This is a genomic window from Planctomycetaceae bacterium (assembly GCA_039680605.1).
In the GTDB taxonomy this organism is placed as follows: domain Bacteria; phylum Planctomycetota; class Phycisphaerae; order SM23-33; family SM23-33; genus JAJFUU01.
In genome coordinates, this window is sequence record JBDKTA010000036.1 from 1 (window position 1) to 21591 (window position 21591).

Consider the following 21591-nt stretch of genomic DNA (forward strand, 5'->3'; position numbering starts at 1 on the left):
GCCCCATCCGCCCATAACAACGCCATCCCGTGTTGCCAGATGCGACACAGACACGCAGAGAAAACAGAGAAAAGCAACTGTGTTAAGAGGAAGACTTAAGAGGTTTCCCGCCCCTGTTTTCTCTGCGTCTCTGTGTCGCAAGGTCTTTGCCAGCCCGAAAGCGGTACGTGCTATACCACAATTCCTCTTCCTTGCACTTTGTTGTACTTTTCACAGCAGATTCTCGATTCCAAAAGATGCCCGGCAAAGGTAACAATTGTCTTTTCTTGTCTGTTTTTCAGGGATCCAGAAAGTGATAGTTTGTGTAAGTCTTTATTTTACAATGCTTTATATAATTGCCTTCATTGTCCACCCCCTGTAGCCAGACAATCTCATCCGACTAACGGCACGTCACGTGTGTCAGATCGCCGTTGGCCTCAATGCGGCCGCTGGCTGTGATGATCTCGTCGCTGGTCTCCTCTTGGAACATCATCATCCTTTTTGTGCGGCTTCCACGGGCGCCTTGCGCAGCAATCCCTGCAGGACGGACAGGATCGAAACCAGCGCGACTAGCCCCGCCCCGCCTGCGAGCATCGTACAGATGCCCGCAGGCATCTTTTCCAGCCCGCACAGTTCGTACTTGGCATAGATCGTTTGCGTCTTGCCAGCCAGCGCAGGCGCGCCGGAATCGATGCGGATCGTGGCCGTGTACTCGCCCTTGCTGAACGGGGCAAATGCCGCGAGGATGATTTCGCCATCATGATAGCGACTTCGATCGGCTGTAATCTCGCCCCCCTTGATTCCATTGCCCTGCGAATCCTTGATAACCACGCTGCCGGACAACCCCTTCAAGAGTTGCTCGGTATTCTGCTTGGCTGCCTCAGGCAGATCGCACTTGAGGCACAACACCTCACCGTGCGAACTGCTGCATGTCTGTCGAAACGGCACGGTGATCTCGCCAGGCTTGGAAAGATCAAAGCCCGTCTCCATCGGCCGCGCGTCGAGCCATTGATGGAATTCCGCGCTCATCTGCCTTGCCTGGCTCCCCAAATAGATCGCAAAGCCCAGGCCGACGCCCGCAAGAACAAGCCCGACGATTCTACCGGTTGCGATCTTTCGTGCCATGGTCGGGCTCGCCTACGGGCGCGGCCGTGACGTTGAACTCCACCTTTGTCGTATCCGTTTGCGCCAGCGTGCCGGGGTCGACGATCAGCATGACCAACTGGCCTTTCTTCAGCTCGATTCTTTCGCTGCGGAAGTCGGCCGAGGCTGGGCCAGCCTTGTCGCCGATGGCGACGGGTTGGACCACGACCTGCTTACTCCTGCGGACGCTCTTGCCGTCGCCGGCCTGGACGACCTCGACCGAAACCTGGACGCCCGTAGCTGCGGCCTGCTCGGTGTTGACTTCGAGGTCGGCGGCCTTGCCCGAGACGATATAGGTCCCATCGGCGGGCACCTTGTACGTCACGGCCAGGGCGCCTCCGACGCCTTTCTCGGCGTAGGGAACGACCAGAACCTGTTTGTCCTTGGTATCGCCCCAGACGCCTTCGCGCTTGCCGTCCCAGTCCGAGTGGTAGATCCACCCCTCGCTGTCCTGCGGGTTGGGCAGCGTGCTGCCAAGCGGGCCCCAGACCTTCCGCTTGATGCCGTTCTTGCGGACCTCCTCTGTCTGCAACTCCGTCGCCAGGTCCAGACGCATGAACATCGACCGGTCGTGCATGAGCTGAAACCAGAACTGCCACGTGTCGTCGCCGGTGTTGCCCTTGCCGTCGGGCCCGTCCCCGGCCGTGTTGCGGACTGCCGCCACCGTCAGCCTGCCGGCCTCATCGGGGGTCGCACCCGTCGCCGCTATCACCGCCGCCGTCGCCAGAAGAACAATCGCCATCACGCGCATGATCAGCACTCCTCAAAATAAGGTAGACCTGACACTATTAACCCGCTCAGAAGGCGATCATTGCAGGGATTTTTGGAAATTGGAACAATGTATTGCCAGCCCCTTTAGCGGCGGGGCTTGCCCCGCGCGTTTTGCATCACGGTCTGCCTTATGCGCATGCCTGCGATCAGGGAAGAAACCGCGCGGAGCAAGCTCCGCCGCTAACGCTTTGGGCAACGTTGCAGTACCCGCCGCAGCGCGGGGCTCCGGGTCCCTGTCAAAACCTGCGGGCGGGGGTGTCAAATCGTGCTTTGGTGGCAGGAAAATGCTTCCTTCGGTCGCTGGGGTTAGGAAGGAAGTCTTTCATTCTAAGAAGGTTACGTTTGGAGGCACGCGCGTTGCTTGCTTTACCTTTGGCGGCGGTGCGCTTTGGTATCGTCGCTGGTTGTATTGGCATCGTTGGCAGCAATCGCTAGATCAGGCTACTGACAAAGGAGCAAGTACATGGCAGCTAAGAAGTTAATGCTCGACACCGACGCGCGGCAGGCCCTTTTGGCCGGCGTGGAAAAGCTGGCCCGGGCGGTCAAGAGCACCCTCGGTCCCCGCGGACGCAACGCCATCCTCGACAAGGGTTGGGGCGCCCCCACCGTCACCAAAGACGGCGTCAGCGTCGCTGAGGAAATCCAACTCTCCGACAAAAACGAAAACATGGGCGCGCAGCTCGTAAAAGAAGCCGCCAGCAAGACTTCAGACGCCGCCGGCGATGGTACCACCACCGCCACCGTGCTGACCGAGGCGCTCTTCGCCGAAGGGCTGCGCAACCTGATGGCCGGCGCCGACGCGATGGCTCTGGCCCGCGGCATCCGCACCGCGACGGCGGCTGTGCTCGATGAACTGGCCTCTATGGCCAAGCCGGTCGATCCCAAGTCCGACGCCGACATCCGCAACGTGGCCGCCATCAGCGCCAATAACGACCCGACGATCGGGGCGATGCTGGCCGAGGCCCTGAACAAGGTCGGGCGCGACGGCGTGATCACGGTCGAAGAAGGCAAGAGCATCGAGACGACCGTCGACGTCGTCGAAGGCATGCAGTTCGACCGCGGGTATCTCTCCCCCCACTTCGCCACCGACCCCGAGGCGATGACGGCAGTGCTGGAGAAGTGCCTGGTCCTGATTCATGAAGACAAGATCTCCAACGTCACCAAGCTGGTGCCGCTGCTGGAGAAGGTGGCCAAGGCCAAGAAACCGATGCTGATCATCGCCGAAGACGTCGAGGGCGAGGCCCTGGCGACGCTGGTGGTCAACAAGCTGCGCGGGATCGTCAACGTCTGCGCCGTCAAGGCCCCGGGCTACGGCGACCGCCGCAAGGCCATGCTCGACGACATCGCCATCCTCACCGGCGCCAAGGTCATCTCCAAGGACCTGGGCATGGACCTGGAAAAGGTTCAGCTCGCTGAGCTGGGCCAGGCCAAGAAGGTCACCGTCGACAACGACAACACGACCATCATCGAAGGCGCCGGCAGCACCGAGGCCATTCAGGGCCGCATCAAGCAGATTCGCGCCGAGATCGAGACGACCACCAGCGATTACGACCGCGAGAAGCTCCAGGAACGCCTGGCCAAGCTCGCCGGCGGCGTGGCGCAGATCAACGTCGGCGCCGCGACCGAGAGCGAGATGAAGGAAAAGAAGGCCCGCATCGAAGACGCCCTGCACGCCACGCGTGCGGCGATCGAAGAAGGCCTCCTGCCCGGCGGCGGCGTGGCGCTGCTGCGGGCCCGCAAGGTGCTGGACAAACTCAACGCCAAGGGCGACGAAGCCACCGGCGTGGCGATCGTCCGCCGCGCACTGGCCGAACCGCTGCGGCAGATCGTCATCAACGCCGGCGAAGTCGCCGCGATGGTCGTCAAGAAAGTCGAAGCCGGCGAAGGCAACTTCGGTTTCAACGCCGACACGATGAAGTACGAAGACCTGTTCAAGGCCGGAGTCGTCGACCCGGCCAAGGTCACCCGCAGCGCGCTGCAGAACGCCTCGTCGGTGGCCACCATGCTGCTGACGACCAACTGCTGCATCAGCGAGATTCCCAAGGACGAAGAGCCCGCAGGCCCGGGCGGCCACGGTCACCCCGGAATGGGCGGCATGGGCGGTATGGGCGGCGGCATGGGCGGCATGGGAATGGGCGGGATGGGCGGCATGGGCGGCATGGGCGGGATGATGTAAGGTTGAGGCAGTAATCAGGGAAAAGTAATCAGTAATCAGGGTGCCACGCACAACTCCGCTGCGTGCCTCTGGCAAAAGAGAAAACAAAAGACTGGAGAAACAGCCATGGCAGTGAAACCTCTTGATGATCGGATCCTGGTCAAGCAGTCGCAAGCTGAAGAAAAGACCGCCGGCGGAATCGTTCTGCCCGATGCGGCCAAGGAAAAGCCCCAGCGCGGCACGGTGGTGGCCACCGGTCCGGGACGCATGCTCGACAACGGCAAGCGCGGAACGATGGGCGTCAAGAAGGGCGACGAAGTGTACTACGGCAAGTACGCCGGAACCGAGGTCAAGGTCGACGGCGTGGAATACGTCATCCTCAAGGAAGCCGACGTCCTGGCCGTCATCGAAAAATAAGCCCCCTGCCTGCCGGCAGGCAGGTCGGAAACTAACAGGAGCAAACAATGGCCGCTAAGCAGATGCTGTACGATAGCGACGCCCGATTGGCGATCTTGGCCGGCGTGTCCAAGCTGGCCGCGGCCGTCAAGGTGACGCTGGGCCCCACCGGACGAAACGTCCTGCTGCAGAAGTCCTACGGGTCCCCCAAGGTCACCAAAGACGGCGTGACCGTCTCGAAAGAAATCGACCTGCCCAATCCCTTTGAGAACATGGGCGCCAAGATGGCCAACCAGGTCGCGTCGAAAACTTCCGACGTCGCCGGCGACGGCACGACCACCGCGGTGGTTCTGGCCGAGGCGATCATGGCCCAGGGTCTCAAGAACGTCACGGCCGGGGCCAACCCGATGGCCGTGAAGCGCGGGCTGGACCTTGCGGTAGCGGCGGCGGTCGACGCCATCGCCAAGCAGGCCAAACCCGTTGCCGGCACCGAAGACCTGCGCAAGGTCGCGACGGTCTCAGCCAACTGGAGCACCGAGATCGGCAACCTGATCGCCGAAGCGTTTGCAGCCGTAGGCAAAGACGGCGTGATCACGGTGGAAGAAGGCAAAGGCCTGGCCAGCGAGCTCAAGGTCGTCGAGGGCATGCAGTTCGACAAGGGCTACATTTCGCCCTACTTCGTGACCAACCCGACGACGATGGAATGCATTCTCGAGGACGCGTACATCCTGATCCACGAGAAGAAGATCTCCTCGCTGCCGGACCTGGTTCCGCTGCTGGAGAAGATCGCCCGCTCCGGTCAGCCGCTGCTGCTGATCGCCGAAGACATCGAGGGCGAGGCCCTGGCGGCGCTGGTGGTCAACCGCCTGCGCGGCGTCCTGAAAGTCTGTGCGGTCAAGGCCCCGGCGTTCGGCGACCGCCGCAAGGCGATCCTGGGCGACCTGGCCGTCGTCACCAACGGATCGCTCATCAGCGAAGACCTCGGCGTCAAGCTCGAGTCGATCGAGCTCGAGCAGCTCGGCCAGGCCAAGCGCATCGTGATCGACAAGGACAACACCACGATCATCGAGGGCGCCGGCACGAAGAAGGACATCAACGCCCGGATCGCGACGATCCGAGCCCAGATCGAGAAGACCACCAGCGATTACGATCGCGAGAAGCTCACCGAACGCCTGGCCAAGCTCACCGGCGGCGTGGCGGTGGTGTACGCGGGCGCCGCCACCGAGACCGAGATGAAGGAACGCAAGGACCTCATCGACGACGCGGTGCATGCGACGCGCGCGGCCAGCCAGGAAGGCGTCGTCCCCGGCGGCGGCGTGGTGTTCCTGCACTGCATTCCGGCCGTCGAAGCGGTTCGCGCCAAGGCCCGCGGCGACGAGAAGATCGGCGTCGAGATCGTCCTGCAGGCCCTGCGGGCGCCGACCTGCCAGATCGTCAACAACACCGGCGAAGACGGCGACGTGGTGGTGGCCGAGATCCTCGAAAAGTCCGACAACATCGGCTACAACGCCGGAACGGGCGAGTACGTCGATATGGTCAAGGCCGGAATCATCGACCCGGCGAAGGTCTCTCGCACAGCCCTGCAGAACGCCGCCTCAGTGGCGGGCCTGCTGCTGACGACCGACCTGATGGTGACCGAGTACGACGAGAAGTCCGAAGAAACCATCGCCGGCGCGGTCAGGTAGTTTCTGAGATTTGAGATTTGAGATTTGAGATTTGAGATCTCAGATCTCAGGTTGCGGATTAGCATCCAAGGCCGCATCGGAACGTAATATCACAAGGCGCCTCGCCGGTTCGGCTGAGGCGCCTTTGTGGTTTACTGCCCGAGGCTGTATAATCCGCGATCCCGAACTTGACTGGGTGACTTGACGGGGTGCCGTGGCGCGCAGGGCCGCAGGCCCGGAGAGCCACGATCCCTGAACGTTAGTCGCGGAGTCGTGGCTGTCGGGCTTCGCCCTCCCGCCACGGCACCCGAGCAGTAATCAGAAATCCGAACCCGAAACCGAAAGATGGAAAAGCGCGATTATTACGAAGTCCTGGGCGTTCCGGCCAATGCTTCCGCCGAGGACGTCAAGCGCGCCTACCGCAAAGGCGCCCTGAAGTATCACCCCGACAACTTCAAGGGCGAGAAGGTCGAAGGCGAAACGCGTTTCAAGGAATTGGCCGAAGCCTACGAAGTGCTCTCGGACCCGATGAAGCGCCAGCGTTACGACCGCTACGGCCACGAGGGTCTGCGCGGCGCGGGCATGCATGACTTCTCGACGATGGGCTTCGGCGACATCTTCTCGATGTTCGAAGACATCTTCGGCGGCGCCGGCGGCGGCATGGGAGGGCGCGAGGGACCCGACCGCGGGCTCGACCTGGAGACCGAGGTCGAACTGACCCTCGAACAGGTCGCTACCGGCGTCGATCACACGATCGAGTTCGAACGCGTGGACCTGTGCGAATCCTGCCACGGCACGCGAAGCACGCCCGAGCACCCACCCGACAAGTGCGGCGCCTGCGGCGGTTACGGCCGCCAGCAACAGCAGGTCCGCAGCATCTTCGGCGTGTCGGTTCGGATCGTGCCCTGCCGCAAGTGCCAGGGCACTGGCGTGATCGTGACGGACCCGTGCAAGAAATGCCGCGGCAGCGGGCGGGGCAAGAAGCGCCGCGTGCTGACGGTTCACATTCCCGCCGGCGTGCAAGAGGGGCAGATGCTGCGGGTCAGCGGCGAAGGCGAGCCCAACACCACCGGCACGGCCCGGGGCGACCTGCACTGTTACATCCGCGTGCGCGAGCACCCGCTGCTGGACCGGCGCGGGGCCGACCTCGTCTGCCAGGTGCCCATCAGCTTCAGCGTGGCCGCCCTGGGCGGCAAAGTGCAGGTGCCCACGCTGGCCGGACCGGAAGAGGTCGACGTGCCCGCCGGAACGCAGCACGGCGAAGTGCTGACCCTCAAGAACCGCGGCCTGCCCACCCCCGGCGGGCGAGGCGCCGGCAGCGAGCACGTCGTGCTGCTGCTGGAGGTGCCCACAAAGCTCACCGCCGCCCAGCGCAGCGCCTTGCAGGAATACGCCCACGTCGAGGCCGGCGACGCGATGAAAAACCGGAAGGGATTCCTGGATAAGCTTAAACATTACTTCGACCGCGAAAGACGATGATCGTACTCGTCGTCGTCCTCGTCCTCGTCGTCGGTTTTTTCCCTGATTTGAAAAACCGAGGACGACGACGAGGACGAGGACGATTACGAGGGAGGAAAACCATGAACCAGAACAATGAAAAGTCCAAACTGAACGAGCAGACGTCGCCCGAAGAGGCGGCCGCCCAAACGCCGCTGGAGCCGGTTCCGGCCGAAGTCGCCGACGCCCTTCGCAGCGAGCGCGACGACCTGCTCGGGCGCCTCCAGCGCGTCTCGGCCGACTACGTGAACTACCAGAAGCGCGCCGCCCGCGAGGCCTCCGACGCCCGCGAGTTCGCTAACGCCGACCTGATCAAGAATCTCCTGCCGGTGCTCGACGACATGGAACGGGCCCTGGAGACCGCCAAGGCCAGCCAAGGCGCCGATGATCCGCTCTTCCACGGCCTGGTGCTCGTGCATGACAAGGCCATGGAAGTGCTGGGCAAGTTCGGCGTGCGGCGCATCGAGGCCGCCGGCAAGGAGTTCGATCCGCAGTTGCACCAGGCGCTGCTTCAGGAAGTGCGCGACGACGTGCCGCCGCAGACCGTCTTGACCGAGTTGCAGCGAGGATACACGCTGTCGGGGCGCGTGATCCGCCCTGCCGGAGTGATAACGTCCAAAACACCTTAACCGAGGCGATTCCGTTTTTTCGTCCTCGTCCTCGTCCTCGTCGTCGTCCTCGGTTTTATAGATCGGGGAAAAGGCCGAGGACGAGGACGAACGCTACTGCCAGGAGTTGTTCAACGATGCCGACGTATGACTACCAGTGCCTCAAGTGCGAGCGCACGTTCGAAAAGTTCCAGTCCATCACCGCCAAGCCGGGGGCAACCTGTCCCGGTTGCGGCTCCCGAAAGGTCCGCCGGATGATCGGCACCGGCGGCGGTATCATTTTCAAGGGCAGCGGGTTCTACGCCACCGATTACCGCAGCGAGTCTTACCGCTCCGCGGCCAAGAAAGACGCCCCCGCATCCTCTGGGGACACGGCATCGAAAGACAAACCCGCGGCCGCGGATAAGCCCGCTACGCCAGCGCCCACGCCCAAGCCGGATAAACCCGCCGCGGCGAAGTAGCTCCGTAGCACGGGCGTCCCGCCCGTGAGTAGCACGGGCGTCTCGCCCGTGAGTAGCATGGGCGTCTCGCCCATGCTCCCCGATGCTTCAGGGTCAGAGAGCACGGGCGAGACGCCCGTGCCACACGGCAGGAGCACGGACGAGACGCCCGTGCCACAGCGGATAAATAGTTGAAGCTTGGCTTGAGCCAAGTATAATTCGCCCAAGCCGGTATTTGGGGCTGCTTAAAGAAAGGACATGCAACATGTCTGACGGTCAAAATGAAGTCAGGGCCATCAACTGGCAGGAAGTCTTCGCCTTCTCACACGTATTCAAGAGCTTCCGCATGGCGATCCATCCCAGCAAGTTGCTGCTGGCGTTGGCGGCCGTGACGATCATCTTCCTCGGCGGCCACGTGATGGACTGGATCTGGTCCATTGGCCACGCCAGCGTTCCCGTCGGCGCCATCGAGAGCCGCCGGACGGAATCGGTGGGATATAACGATCGCGTCCGGGCGTGGAAAGCCAACAAGCCCGACAGGGCGGTAGAGTTGTACCGGGTCGCCAACGGCACGACGGTAGTGGACCAGGCCAGGACGCCCCTCAGCGGAGCGTTCCTGACGGCCTTCGAAACCCAGACTCGCGACATTAAGGCCATTGACCTTCCCCCGGGTATACAGGCCGACGCCGAACGCAAGCCCTGGGCGACCCTGCGTGACGCCCGCGAGGCGATGCAGAATCGAGCCGCGGCTGTCAATGCCGCCATCGATCGGGCGTATGAAGAGACCTCTAAGAACATCTCTCAGCCGGACTCGCTGGAGAAGATCGAGACCCAGCGCAGCAACGCCCACCAGGCGGTGTTCGAGTTCAAGCGGACCTTCAACGCCGAGGCCCTTAATCGCGTCGAAGGTCGTGGGATTTTCGCCGAGTTGCTCGAACACACTCGCAGCAGCTTCACCGGCGCCACGATGGCCCTGCTCCGCGGCAACATTCTGGGGGGGCTCCGCGAGTATCAAAATGCACAGCGCGCCAACGACGGCGGAGTGGTCTACAACCTGCTGCTGATGGGCGAGGGTTTTTGCTGGCTGCTGCGAGAGCATTGGATATTCGCCGCCATCTTCCTGCTGCTGAGCCTGGCGGTCTGGTCGCTGCTGGGCGGGGCCATTCACCGCATCGCCGCCCTGCAGGCCGCCCGCGAGGAGAAGATCTCCATCCGCCAGGCCCTGACGTTCTCGATCAACAAGTTCTTCAGCTTCTTCACCGCTCCGCTGATTCCGCTGGTGCTGATCCTGCTCGCCGGCGGCGCGGTAGCCCTGGGCAGCCTCATCACGGGCAACCTCTGGGGCGTCGGGGCCATCCTGATCGGCCTGCTGCTGCTGATCGCCCTGATCGCCGGGCTGGTGATGGCGTTCCTGATCATCGGCCTGGGCGCCGGCTCGGGCCTGATGTACCCCACCGTCGCCGTCGAGGGCTCCGACAGCTTCGACGCCATCAGCCGCAGCTTCTCCTACATCTTCGCCCGCCCATGGCGAACGGGGCTCTACGCCCTGGCCGCCCTGGTGCATGGGTCCATCTGCTACCTGTTCGTGCGCTTCTTCGCCTTCCTGCTGCTGTGGTCGTCGCACCTGTTCGTCAAGGCCGGCGTCTTCTACGGCGGCGAGGGGCTGCCCGGCGCCAGCGACCGCATCGACGCGATGTGGCCCAAGCCCACCTTCGACTCGCTGGCGTCACCCGGCATTACCGAGGCGATGAGCTCCATGGAACGCATCGGCGCCTTCCTGGTGTCGGTCTGGGTCTACCTGGTTGTCGCCGGCGTGGTCGCCTTCGTTCTCAGCTACGCCGCCAGCGCCACCACGGTGATCTACTACCTGCTGCGCCGCAAGGTCGACGCGACCGATCTTGACGACGTCTACGTCGAATCCGGCGAAGACGCCGAAGAAGAACTGCCCGCCATCGAGCCGGTCGCCGAAGCCCCCGCCCCCGAGGCCGCGGCTGCCCCCGCAGAAACGCCCCCCCCGCCCGAAGGCCAACCCGCTCCCCCGGAAGAACCCAAGGCGTAGGGAGAAAATCCAAAATCCCAAGCACGAAATCCGAAACAAAAAGCAAGTAAGCAAAACAACAAAAAGCCCCACCGGAAACGGCGGGGCTTTTTCGTGGCGCATGCCCCGCTTCGCACCCCGTCGCCCCAAGGCGACCCTGGAGTGCGGCGGCACCGACGCCGCCCTGGATGTTCCTCAAGACCGGTCCACCGCATTAGAACCGGACCTCTGCGGCTTAGCGCCGGGTGGCATGGCGACACGCGTTTCTGTTTCTCGCGGGTCGCCATGAGAACGCCCCCATGTTCGTCTTCGGTCAATAGTCAAGAAATGGCCACAGAGGCACAGAGAACACAGAGAGCAAAGAAGTAGAACAAAGAAGTTCTTCTCTGTGTTCTCTGTGCCTCTGTGGCCCAACGTTGCTGCGTTGCCCATGGCGACCCCGAAGAAGCTGGTGTCGCCATGCCACACGGGATGCTTACTTCGCAGCCGCCGCAGCTGGGGCCATGATCAGCTTGAGCAGTCTGCCGTCGCCGGGGCGGAGGTTGACGCTGACCTGGCGGGCGCCCTTGGTGATCTTGCCATCGGGCTCGATGATCTCGACGCCCTGCACCATCGGCCCGAAGGTGACTTTCAGGTCGCGGGGGGCGAGCTTGGCCTCGTCGGTCAGTACGTCGGTCTGGCAGTTGACGAGCATGACGTAGTGCGGGGTGTTGGCGCCGCTCTTGAAGTCAGCCTCTTTGACCAGCACGCCGGCCAGGGCGGCCTCGTCCATCTTCTCGATCAGCTTGCCTTCGCCGCAGGGCAGCGAACCTGCCGGGGCCTTGCCCTTGACCGGCGTTTCCTGGTTGGTGGCGTACACGCCGATGCTGCGGTGCCCCAGCACGCGCGGGCCGATGGCGTTCTTCAGCATGGCGTTGACCTCGGCGGCGGCCTTGTAGCTCGTGCCGTCCGGTTGCCAGCTCTTGCGGGCCGTCGAGACGCCAAACCACATCACGCCCTGGGCGCCGTAGGCCACCGGGGCCAGCGCCTGAAAGCGGATTTCCGACGCCCCGTGCGCGTTGCCCTGCTCCTCTTCGCCGCGCCCTTTCGAGACGCCCACCGCCGGAATCATCGGCCAGAATGCGAAGTTCGCCTCGTTGGAGACCTTGCGGCCGAACTCCAGATGCTTGCAGTACCCCGCCCGCTTCTCGTGAGCCCAGCCCTTGTTGTCGTAGCCGAACCCATCGTGCTTGATGCGCCCGAAACATTCGTCCGACATGATCGTGATGCCTGCTTTGACGTGGGCGGGCACATCCCAGATAAAAGCCACGTAAGGCATCATGCCGGCCTTGAGGTCTTCGACTTCCTTCACCTTGGCGGCGAGCTTGGCCGGCAGCGGATGCTTGCCGTACTTGCTGCCGACATGATAGCCGACCACTGCGGGGCTCTTACCGTACTTCTCCTGCACGTAGGGGATGTCGAGGCCGACCTCGACCGGGTGCGTGCGCTTCTCGCCCCAGACATCGCGCTCGTGCAGTTTGTCGTCGACCATCGTGCTGACGAGCACCTTGACCTTGGTCTTCTCGTAAAACGGCACCATGTAGGCCGTCTCGAGGACCACGCTGAAGTTGGCCGCTTCCATATTCTTGGCGTACTGCTCGGTGTAATCGGTGCCCAGGTAATTGTGGAAGCACCAGGCGCCCACCACGAACTCCTTGAAATTGTACTTCTTCATGCACTCCAGGGGCACGTTGAATGGATCATCCTGAGCAAATGCCGCCGTCGAACACGCCAACACAGCCGCCAGAACGAGAATGGTTGTCTTCATAAGAGGTCCTTTCGTCTGCGATTCATAACCCGCCAGGATGGGCGTCGGTTCTGCACTTTGTGCCGCCGCTGATCGCCCCATGCAAGGAGCCGCCTCTAACCGCTGATTTTCACAATTTCACTTGACCGGCGGAGGCAGGATGCATAAGCTTCCTAGATAGTATTAGTTCCTAACTGAGCGAGTGGTCCTCATGGCGATTTCACAGGCAGAACTCCATCGGCGGCTGGGCAGGTTTATCGAGGCCTCCAGACGCATCGGCCTGAGGATCACCCACCAACGGGCCGAGATCTTCCGGGAGGCGGCCGCAAGCGACGAGCACCCCGACGCCGAGACGATCTACCAGCGGGTCTGCAAGCGCGTGACCGGCGTCTCGCGCGATACCGTGTACCGCACGCTGGCCATGCTGGAAGACAACGGCCTGCTTCGCAAGACCGAGGTCCTCGGCGGCCCGGCGCGATACGACGCCAACCTGGACCGGCACCACCACTTTGTCTGCGCCGTCTGCGGAACAGTCAAAGACTTCCGCAGCGACGCACTGGACGATCTGCCGATCCCGGACTCGGTCAAGGCGATCGGACGGATCGAGGCCGCCCAGGTGCATGTGCGTGGCGTGTGCGCGGCCTGCATGCGCAAGAAGGTCAAACGACGATAAGTCTCGGGACTTCGTCTGGGCGACACAGACCGGAATTGTTTGGACACGAAAGAACAGGAGATGCGACATGGCTGACACGAATGGCAAGTGCCCGGTCACAGGGATGACTCACCAGCACGCACCCGGCAAAGGCACGTCCAACCGGGACTGGTGGCCCAACCAGGTGAACCTCAGGGTCCTCCACCAGCACTCGGCGTTGGGCAATCCGATGGGCGAGGATTTCAACTACGCCCATGAGTTCAAGACGCTGGACCTCAAGGCCGTCAAGCAGGACCTCTACGCGCTGATGACCGACTCGCAGGCCTGGTGGCCGGCCGACTGGGGGCATTATGGTCCGTTCTTCATCCGGATGGCCTGGCACAGCGCCGGCACCTATCGCATGGGCGACGGGCGCGGGGGCGCGGGGTCCGGCGCCCAACGGCTGGCGCCGCTCAACAGTTGGCCCGACAACGTGAACCTCGACAAGGCGCGACGCCTGCTCTGGCCGATCAAGCAGAAGTACGGTCGCAAACTCTCCTGGGCCGACCTCCTGATCCTCGCCGGCAACTGTGCGCTGGAGTCCATGGGGTTCAAGACGTTCGGGTTCGGCGGCGGACGCGCCGACATCTGGGAGCCGCAGGAGGATATCTACTGGGGCTCCGAAGACAAGTGGCTCGGCGACAACCGCTACAGCGGCCAGCGGCAGCTCGACAATCCCCTGGCCGCCGTGCAGATGGGCCTGATCTACGTCAACCCCGAAGGTCCCAACGGCAATCCCGATCCGGTGGCCTCCGGGCGCGACGTGCGAGAGACCTTTGCGCGCATGGCGATGAACGACGAAGAAACCGTCGCGCTGGTCGCCGGCGGGCACACCTTCGGCAAGTGCCACGGCGCAGGTCCCGCCACGCATGTGGGGCCCGAGCCTGAGGCCGCACCCATCGAGCAACAGGGGCTGGGCTGGAAGAGCAGCTTCGGCAGCGGCAAGGGCGGCGACACGATCGGCAGCGGCATCGAGGGCGCCTGGAAGCCCAACCCGACCCAGTGGGACTCGGGCTATCTCAACGTGCTCTTCAAGTACGAGTGGGAACTGGTCAAGAGCCCGGCCGGCGCGAACCAGTGGCTGGCCAAAGATGTCGCCGAAGAGGACATGATCGTGGACGCTCACGACCCGTCAAAGAAGAACCGGCCGATGATGACCACGGCGGACCTGTCGCTTCGCTTCGACCCGATCTATGGGCCCATCGCGCGGCGCTTCCAGCAGAACCCCGCCGAGTTCGCCGACGCCTTCGCCCGCGCGTGGTTCAAGCTGACCCACCGCGACATGGGCCCACGCTCGCGCTATCTCGGGCCGGAAGTGCCGGCCGAAGACCTGATCTGGCAGGATCCGCTGCCGGCCGTCGACTATACGTTGATCGACGAGCGGGACATCGCCGACCTCAAGGGCAAGATCATGGCGTCGGGTCTGTCGATCGGCGAACTGGTCGCCACCGCCTGGGCGTCGGCGTCTACCTTCCGCGGCTCGGACAATCGCGGCGGCGCCAACGGGGCACGCATCCGCCTGGCGCCGCAGAAGGACTGGCCCGTCAACCAGCCCGCCCAACTGGCCAAGGTCCTGCAGACCCTTGAGGGCATCCAGAAGGCGTTCAACGACGCGCAGCGCGGCGGCAAGAAGGTCTCGCTGGCGGATCTGATCGTGCTGGGCGGCTGCGCGGCTGTCGAAGCGGCGGCGACCAAGGCCGGCCACGGCGTGACGGTCCCCTTCATTCCGGGGCGCACCGACGCCTCGCAGGCGCAGACCGATGCGGATTCGTTCTCCGTGCTCGAGCCGGTCGCAGACGGGTTCCGCAACTTTCTCAAGGCCCGGTTCTCCGTCTCGGCTGAGGAACTGCTGGTGGATCGTGCGCAGTTGCTGACGCTGACGGCCCCGGAGATGACGGTCCTGATCGGCGGGCTGCGGGTCCTGGGCGCCAACTTCGGCCAGGCTCCACACGGCGTCTTCACCAAGCGGCCCGCGGCGCTGACGAACGACTTCTTCGTGAACCTGCTCGACATGGGGACGGCGTGGAAGCCGGCGACGCAAGACGGCGACGTGTTCGAGGGCCGCGACCGCGCGACGGGCGAACTGAAATGGACCGGCACGCGAGTCGATCTGATCTTCGGTTCGAACTCGCAGCTTCGGGCCATCGCCGAAGTCTACGCCTGTGCCGACTCGCAGCGAAAGTTCGTGCAGGATTTCGTGGCGGCATGGAACAAAGTCATGAACCTGGACCGGTTCGACCTGCCTACGGATGCGGCGTGATGGCGATGATCGTGATCTGACCTTTGTCAGGCCCGTAACACCAGAAGATTCGGTACGCGCCGCTCGTGCGGTTCTGGGCATAGGCCTCGAACACCTTATCGCCCGCGCGGTACGGGTGCGAGAGACACTCGTAAGCGTGTGTGGCCAGCCCGGGATGGCGCGGGTTGCTCGCCAGCAGTTGCAGCGTCTTGACCACCTGTTTGAACAGGCCTTCCTGTTTAGATGACTTGCCCCGCCCGCTCTTGCGGCGGCTGCGCACAACTTTCTGCGCCTGATCCTGCAAAGCATTGAACTGCGACAGCGCCTGGGGCGTCCAGCGAAGGACGAACACTAGCGCCCCTCGTCGTCATCGGACGCAAGCTTGCCGATATCCGGCCCTTTGACCAGTTCGCCAGCCTTGGCCTGCTCCAGCCCCTTTAGCACAGCCGCGATCGCCTCGGGGTTCTCATGCAGCCACGCCTCACGGTCCGGCACCGCCTGCGCCAACGTCACCTGCACAGTCCCGGCCGCCAGTTCCTTGACGATCACCAGCCGATTGGCAAACTCCTTGCCCAACGTCAGCCGCCCGCGTCTGTCGACTGTCTTGGCCACCATAGTCGCACCATCCTTCCACAGACAGTATAGCCCATAGTGGGTATTGGGGCAAAAGGGAATATGGGACTAAGGGCACGGAGGGGGATAGATGGATGGATGGATGGATGGATGGATGGATGGCCAAAAACTGCCTGGGGCATTTCTGCGGCCTGAAGGGCCGCCGGCAAGTCAGCCCAAGGCAGAGTCCGCAGCGAGCGAAGCGAGTCGAAGGACGCCGCCCTGGGTAAAGACGGTTTCGGTGTTGAAGCTCTGTAAGAGCTTGAAACCTGATGTGCCCCTTACCCAGGCCGCCGGTCGTCGGCGACCCTTCGGCTCGCCGCCGCCCTCTGGCCTGGGCTGACTTGCCAGCGGTCTTACAGGCCGCGAGAATCGCCCTGGCCGAAATCGGGAACTGTTTTGTCAGTCGCTCGTCATAGGCTTAGAATCACCAAACGAGGAGATGCCCGATGCTAAGCATGATGCTTGCGATCATCCTTTCGGCGGGGAAGGGGGCTGCGGCCGAGGGGAATCTGCCGATGCCGGACCTGAAGCAAGCCATGGCCGACGCCGCCGGGGCGGCATTAGTGGAAGTCGTTTCCACCAGGGAGACTGACCAGAGGCCCGTGGACGGCAATCTATTCGTGCAGGCGGAGTTGAAGATTCTCAAGAGTTCAGGCCTGACCTTGCGCACGCTGACGGTCGTGAAGAAACACGGCGGAATGCGCCCGCCGCCCGGGGCCGTGAAACTTCCGCCTTTTGTCTCTCCGCTCAAGCCGGATTCGCTGCTGGCAGGAAAGCAGTATTGGATTCTGTTCGCCTCACCACTGGACGAGCGTTATGTGCAACGGGTGGTTGCCTTCTGGCCTAGCGACAACGCGGGCGTCGCAAAATCATTGACCGAGGCCATAGAGAAAGACCGCTATCTCTGGCAGCCGCGATTCAGCCGCAAGACCGGCCTGACTGTCGAGCGGCTGGAGGAGCCCCAGCATAAGCGATGGCGAATCCGCATGTCGCGGGGAGACAAGCTGCTGTGGGAGAAAGTGATTGAAGGATCACAGATCAAACAGCCCTACGACCTGTGGCTGGATGTATTCGACCACCTCGGCGGTCCAGGGGCGGCCGCGGATATTCCCAAAGACACACCCATCCTTTACTTCACCACCGATCGCACATTGCAGGCCGACAAGGAGGCCGGGATTCAGGCCGGCAGGTACTGGGTGGAATATGTCTTTGATGCCGTATCGGGCCGACTGATCGCTGAGACGGTACGCGCCCCGCAACCTTCACACGTGCAGCATTGCCAGCGGAGCTACGACATCGAGACCGGCCGCCTGACGGTGCTGGACATCTTCACGATGCAGACTAACGGCAAGGCCGTCGGCGCCGAGAGCGACAACTGGCTCCGCCACGAATCTCGGCGGTACGATAAAAAGACGCGCAAATTGGAATCGATCCGATTCTTCCGAAGCGGACCGCTAACGCCATATGGTCCCACCGGCTGGATCCCAGTCCCCGTGCCGGCAACGCAGCCGAAGCCATAGCGCGCACAACGGAGTTGTGCGTGGCACCCGCACTCCTGCACGGGCGGGCCCTTCGATAGGCGCAGGGTGAAGTCCCGCAGCTCTTGCATCGCTCTTACAGAGCTCAAAACCTGATATGACCGTTACCCAGGCCGCCGGTCGTCGGCGATCCTTCGGCCCGCCGCCGCCCTCTGGCCTGGGCTGACTTGCCAGCGGCCTTGCAGGCCGCATGCACGGGCGGGACGCCCGTGCCACACAGAATGCATGGGCGAGACGCCCATGCCACAAAACGGACCGGGCGAAGGCCGCGTTGGCAACCTTCGCCCGGTTCTGTTTCTGCTGTTCAATTGGAAATTGGAAATTCCCAATTGGAAACCTGCCTGCCGGCAGGCAGGTCAATACATGTCTTCCATCCCGCCACCGCCGCCGGCGGGGGCTGCCTTCTTCTCCGGGATCTCGCTGACGACCGCGTCGGTGGTCAGCAGCAGGCCCGCGACTGAGGCGGCGTTCTGCAGCGCGGTGCGCTCGACCTTGGTCGGCACGATGATGCCGGCCTTGAGCATGTCGGTGAACTTGCCGCTGACGGCCTCAAAGCCGTAGTTCACGTCGTCGCTCTCCATGACCTTGGCCGCGACGATGCTGCCTTCGAGGCCGCTGTTGAGGGCGATCTGCTTGATCGGGGCCACCAGGGCGCGGCGGACGATGTCGACGCCGGTCTTCTCGTCGTCGGTGTCGCACTTGACCTTGTCCAGCGCCTTCATCGCACGCAGGACGGCCACGCCGCCGCCGGGCAGGATGCCTTCCTCGACAGCCGCACGGCAGGCGTGCAGGGCGTCTTCGACGCGGGCCTTCTTCTCCTTCATCTCGACTTCGGTGGCTGCGCCGACGTTAATCTGCGCCACGCCGCCGGAGAGCTTGGCCAGACGCTCTTCGAGCTTCTCACGATCGTAGTCGCTGGTGGTCGCATCGATCTGCTTCTTGATCTGCTCGATGCGGCCCTTGATATCGTTGGCCGCGCCGGCGCCTTCGATAATCGTGGTGTTTTCCTTGTCGATCCGGACGCGCTTGGCCGTGCCCAGGTCCGACATCTGGATGTTTTCCATCGAGATGCCCATGTCTTCCATGATCGCCTTGCCGCCGGTGAGGATCGCGATGTCCTGCAGCATTTCCTTGCGGCGATCGCCGAAGCCCGGGGCCTTGACGGCCGCGCACTGGAACGTCCCGCGCAGCTTGTTGACCACCAGCGTCGCCAGGGCCTCGCCCTCGATGTCTTCGGCGATGATGATCAGCGGTCGGCCGCTCTGGGCGACCTTCTCCAGCATCGGGACCAGGTCCTTGATGCCGGAAATCTTCTTCTCGTGAATCAGGATGAAGGGCTTCTCGAAGTCCACTTCCATCGCTTCAACGTTGTTGATGAAGTGCGGGGAAATGTAGCCCTTGTCGAACTGCATGCCTTCGACGAGGTCGACGGCCGTGTCCAGGCTCTTGCCTTCTTCGACCGTGATGACGCCGTCTTTGCCGACCTTGTCCATCGCCTCGGCGATCATCTTGCCGATCTCGGCGTCCTGGTTGGCCGCGCACGTGCCGACCTGGGCGATTTCCTTGGAGCTCTTGACCGGGCTGCAGAGCTTCTTGAGCTCATCGACGATGGCCGTGACGGCCTTGTCGATCCCGCGCTTGAGCTGCATGGCCTTGGCGCCGGCGGTGACGTTCTTGAGGCCTTCCTCAAAGATGGCCTCGGCGTAGATGGTGGCGGTGGTGGTGCCGTCGCCGGCGACGTTGGACGTCTTGGAGGCGACTTCCTTGACCATCTGGGCGCCCATGTTCTCGGCGGCATCTTCCAGTTCGATTTCCTTGGCGACCGACACGCCGTCTTTGGTGACGGTGGGCGAACCAAAGGACTTCTCCAGAACGACCACGCGCCCCGTCGGGCCCAGGGTTACTTTCACGGCCGCCGCGAGCTTCTTCACGCCGCGGCGAATGCCCTCGCGGGCTTCGACATCGAATGCGATTTTCTTCTTAGCCATTTCAGGTTGCTCCTCTTGGCGCTCGGGGTCAGCCGATGATCGCCAGAATGTCAGATTCGTCCATCAGCATCAGCTCTTCGCCGTCGACCTTGATCTCGGTCCCGGCGTAGCTGGAGAACAGCACTTGCTCGCCGACCTTGACCTGGAACTCGGCGCGGCCGCCGTCTTCAAGCTGCTTGCCTTCGCCGACAGCCAGGATCGTGCCGCGTTGGGGCTTTTCCTTGGCGGCGTCGGGCAGGACGATCCCGCCGGCGGTGCGCTCTTCGGCCTCGAGGCGCTGGATCAGCACTTTGCCGCCCAGGGGGCGAATCTTCGGGGTGGACTTCGTTGCGGGTTTCTTCGACATCTTTTGCTCCTTACTGGTTTCGGGAAACCTTGTTGTTCCATAGCACGGGCGTCTCGCCCGTGAGTCGCATGGGCGTCTCGCCCATGCTCTTGTTTCTTTGTGGCACGGGCGTCTCGCCCATGCTCTTGTTTCTTTGTGGCATGGGCGTCTCGCCCATGCTCTTCGTTGTTCGTGTCGCGGACGTCTCGTCCGCGAGTGGGCGTCTCGCCCGCGGCCGTTGCCTTCCGGAGGCGAGGGCAAGATGCCCTCGCCACGCGCGGGCGAGACGCCCGCGACACTGGTTATTCTTCCCGGCAGAGCCGGTCGATTCTCACCATCATCCGCTGAATCTGCCGCAGCAGTTCTTCCAGCGCCAGCGGCCGCGCCACCACGCTGAATGCTGCCAACTGCAACGCGTCTTCCAGCCACCGCCGGTCGTTCCGCTGCGTCACGACGACCACCGGCAGAGCCGCGTTCATCCGGCGGATCATCCGCAGCATCTGCAGGGCGTCGAGCAGCCAGTCGGCCTGCTCGTCGAGCACAGCCGCGTCGACCTCGCCTGAGCCGACCACATCCAGCAGTTCCCGATCGGAGTCAACCTTATGCGCAGTAATGAACCGCGGCCCGATGATCTTCTCCAGCGCCGGCAGCCAGACCTCGGCCTCGCCCGTGACAACCAGGCTCAGCGGCTGATCAGGTTTTCGTATAGTCGTAACCATCTGCGGCACCTGGGATTGCAACGTCCATACCGCGCGCACACCCCAACAGGGGTATAATCCAACCGCAACAAAGAACAAGCAACAGCGGTGCCAGGACGGCTTATTCTTTGGCACTACAAGAGTTAGCTATTTCACCACCATCCTGAATGAGAGCGTTTTTCTGCCTTCTCCGCAGTTCATCTCCCCGCGACTGCTCTATTGGCAGTGGCAATGGCTTATGAGCAGCAGCCCTGTTAGCAGTTGTCTCGACAGGGCCCCCTGCGGTACAATGCTTGCCGAACTTGGGGACCACTACCCGAAGACCAACAGGCATATGCGATGGCGACAAGAAGGGTGAAGCTTGATCTGATAACCCTGGATGATGCCAACGGCGAAATTGTTCTCTATCTTGTGGAAGATGGACCTTGGCCTGATGATGAAAGGGAAGTCAGTGCCTGTGCATCTCGTATTCAGGAACGGATATTCGGCGCTCTTGATGTAGCCGTCGATGGCCATCTGGCAAAGAAGTATCCAGAGATGAAAAGTGATAGAATCAGAATACAAGTCGACTCTCCCCACGGTGCTCCGACTTGGCTGAGTGAACTCATCGATCAAATTGGCCGTTGCTTCGAGCAGAATCAAGAATGCCGAGATGCGATAAAGAACTCACCGTATGTCCGGGCTTTGCGTATCGTGACGGGACACCAGATGAGAAGATTCAAGGGAATCTAGAACCTCTCAAAGGGGCTTATTCTGCTGCGTCTGCCCATCGCTGTGTGCTCGGCAGCGTGACTCTGATCCGCGAGACGGCGAAGATGGGATAATCATAGGAGGGAGGCCGCTTCAGCGGCCTTTCGTCCCGGCGAAGCCGGGCTTAGCCCAGGCCTTTCAGGCCTCACCTTTACCCACATCTCAACACTTTGCATAGCCTATGCCGATGATATTCATAGCGCGGCATCATAGCCACGACAGACAAGGAGGTCTGCAATGGTTCCTTGCGACGCGCACACGTGGGCGATG

Annotated in this window: 20 protein-coding genes; 11 read left to right on the forward strand and 9 right to left on the reverse strand. The window is 62.8% G+C overall.

All coding sequences use genetic code 11. The features are described 5' to 3' along the window. Positions 1–471: 471 nt before the first annotated feature. Positions 472–1104 carry a hypothetical protein gene (locus tag ABFD92_10810; protein ID MEN6505022.1) on the reverse strand — a complete coding sequence of 211 codons (633 nt, stop codon included), beginning with the start codon at positions 1102–1104 and terminating at the stop codon, positions 472–474. Next, on the reverse strand, positions 1079–1873 hold the full coding sequence (locus ABFD92_10815; protein MEN6505023.1) for a hypothetical protein: 795 nt from the start codon (positions 1871–1873) through the stop codon (positions 1079–1081). The genes ABFD92_10810 and ABFD92_10815 overlap by 26 nt, the downstream gene beginning before the upstream one ends. A gap of 483 nt (positions 1874–2356) precedes the next feature. Between ABFD92_10815 and groL (ABFD92_10820) the strand changes: the two genes are divergently transcribed. From groL (ABFD92_10820) to ABFD92_10850, 7 genes are all read left to right on the forward strand, one after another. Further along, positions 2357–4069 (forward strand): chaperonin GroEL, encoded by a 1713-nt coding sequence (groL, locus tag ABFD92_10820; protein MEN6505024.1) that lies wholly within the window; start codon positions 2357–2359, stop codon positions 4067–4069. A gap of 105 nt (positions 4070–4174) precedes the next feature. Next, on the forward strand, positions 4175–4465 hold the full coding sequence (groES, locus tag ABFD92_10825; protein ID MEN6505025.1) for a co-chaperone GroES: 291 nt from the start codon (positions 4175–4177) through the stop codon (positions 4463–4465). 47 nt (positions 4466–4512) lie between these two features. Continuing rightward, a complete protein-coding gene (gene groL / locus ABFD92_10830) occupies positions 4513–6129 on the forward strand; it encodes a chaperonin GroEL (protein MEN6505026.1) in 1617 nt (538 codons plus the stop codon). Between the two features lie 324 nt (positions 6130–6453). Further along, entirely contained in the window at positions 6454–7587 is a 1134-nt protein-coding gene (locus ABFD92_10835) for a J domain-containing protein (protein MEN6505027.1), read from the forward strand. Between the two features lie 101 nt (positions 7588–7688). Next, positions 7689–8234: a nucleotide exchange factor GrpE gene (locus ABFD92_10840; GenBank protein ID MEN6505028.1), complete on the forward strand. Its 546-nt coding sequence runs from the start codon at positions 7689–7691 to the stop codon at positions 8232–8234. A gap of 116 nt (positions 8235–8350) precedes the next feature. After that, the gene (locus ABFD92_10845; protein MEN6505029.1) at positions 8351–8674 is read left to right on the forward strand and encodes a zinc ribbon domain-containing protein; all 324 of its coding nucleotides are present in this window, start codon (positions 8351–8353) and stop codon (positions 8672–8674) included. Positions 8675–8918: 244 nt separating this feature from the next. Beyond that, positions 8919–10712, forward strand: a complete 1794-nt coding sequence (locus ABFD92_10850) for a hypothetical protein (protein ID MEN6505030.1) — start codon at positions 8919–8921, stop codon at positions 10710–10712. 454 nt (positions 10713–11166) lie between these two features. Here the strand turns inward: ABFD92_10850 and ABFD92_10855 are convergent, their stop codons facing one another. Further along, positions 11167–12498: a hypothetical protein gene (locus ABFD92_10855; GenBank protein ID MEN6505031.1), complete on the reverse strand. Its 1332-nt coding sequence runs from the start codon at positions 12496–12498 to the stop codon at positions 11167–11169. A gap of 190 nt (positions 12499–12688) precedes the next feature. Here ABFD92_10855 and ABFD92_10860 point away from each other — a divergent pair, with 190 nt between their 5' ends. Together ABFD92_10860 and katG are read left to right on the forward strand one after the other, a co-directional pair. After that, entirely contained in the window at positions 12689–13150 is a 462-nt protein-coding gene (locus tag ABFD92_10860) for a transcriptional repressor (GenBank protein MEN6505032.1), read from the forward strand. A 67-nt stretch (positions 13151–13217) separates the two neighbouring features. Then, complete coding sequence (gene katG, locus ABFD92_10865; GenBank protein MEN6505033.1) at positions 13218–15428, forward strand: catalase/peroxidase HPI; 2211 nt, start codon at positions 13218–13220, stop codon at positions 15426–15428. On the opposite strand, the gene ABFD92_10870 is transcribed toward katG, so the two are convergent. Together ABFD92_10870 and ABFD92_10875 are read right to left on the reverse strand one after the other, a co-directional pair. Beyond that, positions 15412–15759: a hypothetical protein gene (locus tag ABFD92_10870; protein ID MEN6505034.1), complete on the reverse strand. Its 348-nt coding sequence runs from the start codon at positions 15757–15759 to the stop codon at positions 15412–15414. The two genes, katG and ABFD92_10870, sit on opposite strands and share 17 nt — an antisense overlap. Beyond that, on the reverse strand, positions 15759–16022 hold the full coding sequence (locus tag ABFD92_10875; protein ID MEN6505035.1) for a hypothetical protein: 264 nt from the start codon (positions 16020–16022) through the stop codon (positions 15759–15761). The genes ABFD92_10870 and ABFD92_10875 overlap by 1 nt, the downstream gene beginning before the upstream one ends. A gap of 446 nt (positions 16023–16468) precedes the next feature. Between ABFD92_10875 and ABFD92_10880 the strand changes: the two genes are divergently transcribed. Further along, positions 16469–17542, forward strand: a complete 1074-nt coding sequence (locus tag ABFD92_10880) for a hypothetical protein (protein ID MEN6505036.1) — start codon at positions 16469–16471, stop codon at positions 17540–17542. A 374-nt stretch (positions 17543–17916) separates the two neighbouring features. On the opposite strand, the gene groL (ABFD92_10885) is transcribed toward ABFD92_10880, so the two are convergent. The 4 genes from groL (ABFD92_10885) to ABFD92_10900 all read right to left on the reverse strand — a co-directional run bounded on the left by groL (ABFD92_10885) (position 17917) and on the right by ABFD92_10900 (position 20592). Beyond that, positions 17917–19548 (reverse strand): chaperonin GroEL, encoded by a 1632-nt coding sequence (groL, locus tag ABFD92_10885; GenBank protein MEN6505037.1) that lies wholly within the window; start codon positions 19546–19548, stop codon positions 17917–17919. A gap of 28 nt (positions 19549–19576) precedes the next feature. Further along, positions 19577–19894, reverse strand: a complete 318-nt coding sequence (gene groES, locus ABFD92_10890) for a co-chaperone GroES (GenBank protein MEN6505038.1) — start codon at positions 19892–19894, stop codon at positions 19577–19579. Between the two features lie 10 nt (positions 19895–19904). Beyond that, positions 19905–20036: a hypothetical protein gene (locus ABFD92_10895; protein ID MEN6505039.1), complete on the reverse strand. Its 132-nt coding sequence runs from the start codon at positions 20034–20036 to the stop codon at positions 19905–19907. Between the two features lie 139 nt (positions 20037–20175). Continuing rightward, entirely contained in the window at positions 20176–20592 is a 417-nt protein-coding gene (locus ABFD92_10900) for a response regulator (protein MEN6505040.1), read from the reverse strand. 333 nt (positions 20593–20925) lie between these two features. Here ABFD92_10900 and ABFD92_10905 point away from each other — a divergent pair, with 333 nt between their 5' ends. Then, positions 20926–21303 carry a hypothetical protein gene (locus ABFD92_10905; GenBank protein MEN6505041.1) on the forward strand — a complete coding sequence of 126 codons (378 nt, stop codon included), beginning with the start codon at positions 20926–20928 and terminating at the stop codon, positions 21301–21303. Positions 21304–21591 lie beyond the last annotated feature (288 nt).